This is a genomic window from Streptomyces sp. URMC 123, assembly GCF_051386515.1.
In the GTDB taxonomy this organism is placed as follows: domain Bacteria; phylum Actinomycetota; class Actinomycetes; order Streptomycetales; family Streptomycetaceae; genus Streptomyces.
The window spans coordinates 1-7,159 of the sequence record NZ_JBPQTV010000332.1; the positions used below are offsets into that span (position 1 = coordinate 1).

The 7,159-nt window shown below is 73.6% G+C and carries 4 protein-coding genes; all 4 read left to right on the top strand.

The window, feature by feature from the left end; translation table 11 throughout:
* Positions 1-26: 26 nt before the first annotated feature.
* Complete coding sequence (locus ACSNOD_RS26415) at positions 27-1,154, top strand: S8 family peptidase (RefSeq protein WP_436769569.1); 1,128 nt, start codon at positions 27-29, stop codon at positions 1,152-1,154.
* Positions 1,155-1,657: 503 nt separating this feature from the next.
* A complete protein-coding gene (locus ACSNOD_RS26420; RefSeq protein ID WP_436769570.1) occupies positions 1,658-3,682 on the top strand; it encodes a maltotransferase domain-containing protein in 2,025 nt (674 codons plus the stop codon).
* Positions 3,679-5,406 carry a maltose alpha-D-glucosyltransferase gene (gene treS, locus ACSNOD_RS26425; RefSeq protein WP_436769571.1) on the top strand — a complete coding sequence of 576 codons (1,728 nt, stop codon included), beginning with the start codon at positions 3,679-3,681 and terminating at the stop codon, positions 5,404-5,406. The genes ACSNOD_RS26420 and treS overlap by 4 nt, the downstream gene beginning before the upstream one ends.
* 257 nt (positions 5,407-5,663) lie before the next feature.
* A partial coding sequence (locus ACSNOD_RS26430; protein WP_436769572.1) for a maltokinase N-terminal cap-like domain-containing protein occupies positions 5,664-7,159 on the top strand: 1,496 nt, incomplete at its 3' end.

Genomic DNA, 7,159 nt, shown 5'->3' on the forward strand with positions numbered 1-7,159 from the left:
CGCCCCCACCACGTACCCCTCGCCCCGTGGCTCGGTGGGCACCGGGCGCGGTCGGGGGCAGCTACATCGTCACCCTCAAGTCGGGCGCGGGCGGAGTCGACGCCTCCGCCGCCGCGGGCCGGGACCTCCTCCGGTCCTACGGGGCGAAAATGAGCCACCTCTACGGGGCGGCGCTCAACGGCTTCGCCATCACGGCCCGGCCGGAGCAGGCCGCGCGGCTCGCGGCCGACCCTCGGGTGGCCTCCGTGACCCAGGACTCCGCCGTGGCGGTGGAGGGCCGCGCCGCCGACAGCACGCCCACCGCCTCCTGGGGGCTGGACCGGATAGACCAGCGCGACCTGCCGCTGGACGGGGCGTACCGGGGCGAGCGGGGCGAGGGCGCCGGGGTCCGGGTGCACATCATCGACACCGGTATCCGCGCGGACCACCAGGAGTTCGGCGGCCGGGCGAGCAGCGGCTGGGACTTCGTCGACAACGACGCGGAGGCGGAGGACGGCAACGGGCACGGCACCCATGTGGCGGGCGTCGTCGCGGGGGCGAGCCGCGGGGTGGCCAAGGGGGCGGAGGTGGTGGCGGTGCGGGTGCTGGACGACGAGGGCGCCGGCACCGCGGCCCAGGTGATCGCGGGCGTGGACTGGGTGACCCGGCACGCCCGGAAGCCGGCCGTGGCCAACCTCAGCCTGAGCGGCCCGCCCAACGCGCAGCTGGACACGGCGATCCGCAACGCGGTCGCGGCCGGGGTCACCTTCACCGTGGCGGCGGGCAACGAGGGCCGAGCGGCCGGTGAGCACTCCCCCGGGCGGGTCCGCGAGGCGCTGACGGTGGCCGCGACCGACCGGGCCGACCGCAGGCCGCGGTTCGCCAACTGGGGCGCCTCGGTCGATCTCTTCGCACCGGGTGTGGACATCACCTCCGCGTGGAACACGTCCACCACGGCGGAGCACGCCCTCTCCGGCACGTCGATGGCGGCCCCGCACGCGGCCGGCGCGGCGGCGCTCCACCTCGCCCGCCATCCGACGGCCACCCCGGCCGAGGTCTGCCGGGCGCTGATCGCCGGGGCCGGCGAGGGCCGGGTCCGCGGGGCGGGGCAGGGGTCGCCGAACCGGCTGCTGCTGGTGGGAGATCGCGCCGGGACCCCGCGTACCGGGGGCTGACGCGGCACCGCTGAGAGCGCTGACGCACCACCACGCGGCACCACCGCACAGCACCGCCGCACAGCACCGCCACGCGGCACCGCGCGGCACCGCTGAGAGCACTGACGCACCACCGCACAGCACCACGACGAGCCGACGAGCCGACGAGCTGGGGAGCGCCATGGCACCGGACCGGACCCGCCCGCCGAGCGGGTCCGGTTCGCGTTTTCCCGGCTACGCCCCGGTAGGGACGCGGTGGCCGGATTGCGCTCCCCCTTCGCGTGGGCAGGCTCCTCCGGTACCCCGTACGGCACCCCCCGGGGCACCCACGCCCCCTCGACGGGACCCCGAGGGAAACCCCCGGCGGGACAAACCCGGCGGGACAACCAGAGAGACACAGTCACCCACCTGAGTGAACGCGGACAGGAGCGCCCATGCCCGCAACCGGCCAGTCGTCAATGGAGCGGATACAAAGAGCGGAAGCCACAACCGTGCCCCGACCCGCAACGCCCCCAGGTGATCCCATGATCGGTCGCATTCCCGTGCTGGACGTCCGCCCGCTCGTCGACTGCGGGCGTCGGCCGGCCAAGGCGGTGGTCGGTGAGAGCTTCCAGGTCAGCGCCACCGTCTTCCGGGAGGGCCATGACGCCGTGGCCGCCAATGTCGTCCTGCGCGACCCCGCCGGGCGGTGCGGGCCCTGGACCCCGATGCGCGAACTGGCCCCCGGCACCGACCGCTGGGGCGCCGAGGTCACCCCGGACGCCGAGGGCCGCTGGACGTACACCGTGGAGGCCTGGGGCGACCCGGTGACCACCTGGCGCCACCACGCCGGGATCAAGATCCCGGCCGGGATCGACACCGATCTGGTGCTCGCGGAGGGCGCCGAACTGCACGAGCGGGCGGCCTCCGGGGTGCCCAAGGCGGAGGGCCGGGAGGCCGTGCTGCGCGCGGTCGACGCGCTGCGCGACGAGCGGCGCCCGCCCGCCGCCCGGCTGGCCGCCGCGCTGGCCCCGGAGGTCGTGGCGGTCCTCGACCGCCATCCGCTGCGCGAGCTGGTGACCGCCTCCCGCCCGATGCAGCTCCAGGTGGAGCGGGAGCGGGCGCTGTTCGGCTCCTGGTACGAGTTCTTCCCGCGCTCCGAGGGCGCGGTGCTCGACTCCCGGGGCGGCCCGCCGGTCTCCGGCACCCTGCGCACCGCGGCGGACCGGCTGCCGGCGGTGGCCGCGATGGGCTTCGACGTGGTCTATCTGCCGCCCGTCCACCCGATCGGCACCGCCTTCCGGAAGGGCCCGAACAACGCGCTGTCGGCCGGGCCGTACGACGTGGGCTCGCCCTGGGCCATCGGCTCCCCCGCGGGCGGCCACGACGCCGTCCACCCCGACCTCGGCACGATCGAGGACTTCGACCACTTCGTGGCGGTGGCGCGGGGCCTGCGGATGGAGGTCGCCCTGGACTTCGCCCTCCAGTGCTCGCCGGACCACCCCTGGGTCACCGAGCACCCGGAGTGGTTCCACCACCGCGCCGACGGCAGCATCGCCCACGCCGAGAACCCGCCCAAGAAGTACCAGGACATCTATCCGATCGCCTTCGACCGGGACTTCGCCGGTATCGTCCGGGAGACCCTGCGGGTGCTGCGGTTCTGGATGGACCACGGGGTGCGGATCTTCCGGGTCGACAATCCGCACACAAAGCCGGTGTCCTTCTGGGAGAAGGTGATCGGCGAGATCAACCGCACCGACCCCGACGTGGTGTTCCTCGCCGAGGCCTTCACCCGCCCGGCGATGATGCACACCCTGGCGATGATCGGCTTCCAGCAGTCGTACACCTACTTCACCTGGCGCAACGGCAAGCGGGAGCTGACCGACTACCTCACCGAGCTGTCCGGGGACGCCGCCGCCTACATGCGGCCCAACTTCTTCGTCAACACGCCGGACATCCTGCACGCCTATCTCCAGGAGGGCGGCCGGCCCGCCTTCGAGGTGCGGGCCGTGCTCGCCGCCACCCTCTCGCCCACCTGGGGCGTCTACTCCGGGTTCGAACTGTGCGAGAACACCCCGGTGCGGCCCGGCAGCGAGGAGTACCTCGACTCCGAGAAGTACCAGCTGCGGCCGCGGGACTGGGCCGGCGCCGAGCAGAGCGGCCGCTCCATCGCCCCGCTGATCACCACGCTCAACCGGCTGCGGCGGCGCCACCCGGCGCTGCGCCGGCTGCGCAATCTGCGCTTCCACCACGCGGACGACGACGCGGTGCTGGTGTACTCCAAGCGCGCCCCGTACGGCATCGGGCCGGCCGCCCCGGGCGCCGCCTCCGACGTCGTGCTCACCGTCGTCAACCTGGACCCCCACCACACCCACGAGGCGACGGTGTCGTTGGACATGCCGGAACTCGGCCTCGACTGGCACGAGACCGTCCCGGTGCGCGACGAGCTCACCGGCGAGACCTACTACTGGGGCAGGGACAACTACGTGCGCCTCGAGCCGGGCGTCGCACCCGCGCATGTGCTGACCCTGCGACCGTCCTCACCGATCGGAGGGTCACCCACAACATGATCGTCAATGAACCCGTCCACGACACCTTCGAGGACACGCCCGCCAAGGACCGCGATCCCCAGTGGTTCAAGCGGGCCGTCTTCTACGAGGTCCTGGTGCGGTCCTTCCAGGACAGCAACGGCGACGGCATCGGCGACCTCAAGGGCCTCACCGCCAAGCTCGACTACCTCCAGTGGCTGGGGGTCGACTGCCTCTGGCTGCCGCCGTTCTTCGCCTCGCCCCTGCGCGACGGAGGCTATGACGTCTCCGACTACACCGCGGTCCTCCCCGAGTTCGGGGACCTGGCCGACTTCGTCGAGTTCGTCGACGCCGCCCACCAGCGCGGCATGCGAGTGATCATCGACTTCGTGATGAACCACACCAGCGACCAGCACGAGTGGTTCCAGCAGTCGCGCGCCGACCCCGAGGGCCCGTACGGCGACTACTACGTCTGGGCCGACGACGACAAGCAGTACCAGGACGCCCGGATCATCTTCGTCGACACGGAGACCTCCAACTGGACGTTCGACCCGGTGCGCAAGCAGTACTACTGGCACCGCTTCTTCTCCCACCAGCCGGATCTCAACTACGAGAACCCGGCCGTGCAGGAGGAGATCCTGGCCGCCCTGCGGTTCTGGCTGGACCTGGGCATCGACGGCTTCCGGCTGGACGCCGTCCCCTATCTCTACGCGCAGGAGGGCACCAACTGCGAGAACCTGCCCCAGACCCATCAGTTCCTCAAGCGGGTCAGGGCCGAGATCGACACCCACTACCCGGACACCGTGCTGCTCGCCGAGGCCAACCAGTGGCCCGAGGACGTCGTCGACTACTTCGGCGACTTCGCCAAGGGCGGCGACGAGTGCCACATGGCGTTCCACTTCCCGGTGATGCCGCGCATCTTCATGGCGGTCCGCCGCGAGTCCCGCTACCCCGTGTCGGAGATCCTCGCCAAGACCCCCGCGATCCCCTCCAACTGCCAGTGGGGCGTCTTCCTCCGCAACCACGACGAGCTGACCCTCGAAATGGTCACGGACGAAGAGCGCGACTACATGTACGCGGAGTACGCCAAGGACCCCCGGATGCGCGCCAACATCGGCATCCGGCGGCGGCTGGCCCCGCTGCTCGACAACGACCGCAACCAGATCGAGCTCTTCACCGCGCTGCTGCTCTCCCTCCCCGGCTCCCCGATCCTCTACTACGGGGACGAGATCGGCATGGGCGACAACATCTGGCTCGGGGACCGGGACGCCGTGCGCACCCCCATGCAGTGGACCCCGGACCGCAACGCCGGGTTCTCCTCCTGCGACCCGGGGCGGCTGTACCTGCCGACCATCATGGACCCGGTCTACGGCTACCAGGTCACCAATGTCGAGGCGTCCATGAGCAGCCCCTCGTCGCTGCTGCACTGGACCCGGCGGATGATCGAGATCCGTAAGCAGAACCCCGCCTTCGGCCTGGGCTCGTTCACCGAGCTGCCCTCCAGCAACCCCGCCGTGCTCGCGTTCCTCCGCGAGGTCCGGCTGCCCGGCCAGAGCGACGACGACCTCGTCCTCTGCGTGAACAACTTCTCGCGCTTCGCACAGCCGACCGAGCTGGATCTGCAGGCGTTCAACGGCCGCCACCCGGTCGAGCTGATCGGTGGCGTGCGCTTTCCCGCCATCGGCGAGTGGCCCTATCTGCTCACCCTCGCCGGGCACGGCTTCTACTGGTTCCGGCTCCGTCGCGCCGGCTCGGCCACCAGCTGAGCGACCGACGGGGCGCCCAGGGCGAGCGACCGACCCACCCGGTTTTCCCCGCCCGGCCCTGGGCAGCCTCACCAGTATCCTCCGGGGCCCGCACACCGGCCCGGTACCGCACCGCGGGCGCGACCCTCGCGTAGCCCGATCGACTTACCTGTACGGACGATCCTCACCCGACACGTCCCGCACCGCCGGACAGCCATTGCCCCCATCCGGGACACTCTGCCCATTCCGCGGTGTGCCCCGGGAAAGGACGCGACGCCATGTCGGACGGCTTCACCCGCGCTAACCCGACCCGTGCGACGACCCCCTCGCCCCTCCCGCCGCCGGCCCGGCCGGGCTCCGCACCCGACCCGCTGCCCTCGCTGGTGCCGCTGCTGCTCGAATGGCTGCCCCGGCAGCGCTGGTTCGCCGGCAAGGGCACGGCGCTCGACGGCCTCACCCCGGTCGCCACCACCGAGCTGCTGCCCTGCCCGGCGAACGGCGCCGCGCCCGGCCTGCTCCATCTGCTCGTCCAGGTCCGGCGGCCGGGCGTGCCCGAGGGGCACGGGCAACCGCGGCCGCACGCCCACGCGCCCCGGCCGGCGGAGCCCGCCGACTGCTACCAACTGCTGCTCGGGGTGCGCGCGGCGCTGCCGCCCCCGCTGGCCCCGGCGCTGATCGGCCGCCCGGCGGACGGCCCGCTGGGGGGCCTGGCCGTCTACGAGGCGCTGCACGACGCCCGGCTCACCGCCGTCCTGCTGGAGCGGCTGCGGGTGCCCGGCCGGCTCGGGGCGCTGCGCTTCACCCGGGAGCCGGGCGCGGCCATCCCCGGCGGGCTGGTGCCCCGCCCGCTCGGCGCCGAGCAGTCCAACTCCTCGGTGGTCTACGGCGACTCCCGCATTCTGAAGATCTTCCGCCGGGTCGGCCGGGGCATCAACCCGGACCTGGAACTGCCGCTGGCGCTGGCCCGGACCGGCTGCGACCGGGTGCCGCCGCCCACCGCCTGGTTCGAGGCCGAGCCGCCCGGCGGGGCACTCGGCGACGAGCCGCTCACCCTCGGCATCCTCCAGCCCTTCCTGCCCGGCTCCGCCGACGGCTGGCGGCTCGCCCTCGACGCCCTGGCCTCCGGCGCCGACTTCGCCGGACAGGCGCGTGACCTGGGGCGGGCGACGGCCGAGGTGCACACCGCGCTGGCCCGCGCGCTGCCCACGGCCGAGCTGCGCGGCCCGCAGCTGGCGGCCATCGCGGCCGGGATGGCCGAGCGGCTGGCGGCGGCCGCCGAGGCGGTGCCCGCGCTGCGGCCCTACCGGGGCGCGCTGCACGCGGTCTTCGACGAGGTGGCCGGCCTGGGGCGGGCCGGGCGCGCCTTCCGGGCCCAGCGGACCCACGGCGACCTCCATCTGGGCCAGGCGCTGCGCACCGGCGACGGCCACTGGACGCTCATCGACTTCGAGGGCGAGCCGGCCCGGCCCATGGCCGAGCGGCGCCGCCCCCACCCGGTGGCCCGGGACATCGCGGGCATGCTGCGCTCCTTCGACTACGCGGCCCGCGCCCACCGGCCGGCGGCCGGGGAGGGCGAGGAGCGGGCGCGCGCCTGGGCGCGGCGCGGCCGGGCGGCCTACTGCGACGGCTACGCGGAGGCGGCGGGCGCCGATCCGCGCGAGGACGCGGCGCTGCTGCGCGCGTACGAGACGGACAAGGCGGTCTACGAGGTGCTGTACGAGGCACGGCACCGCCCGGACTGGCTCCCGGTGCCCCTGGCGGCGGTCCGGCGGCT

Bases quoted from the DNA above. Each gene is read 5' to 3' on its own strand.
- ACSNOD_RS26420 (WP_436769570.1), top strand. From the start codon at position 1,658: ATGATCGGTCGCATTCCCGTGCTGGACGTCCGCCCGCTCGTCGACTGC.
- treS (WP_436769571.1), top strand. From the start codon at position 3,679: ATGATCGTCAATGAACCCGTCCACGACACCTTCGAGGACACGCCCGCC.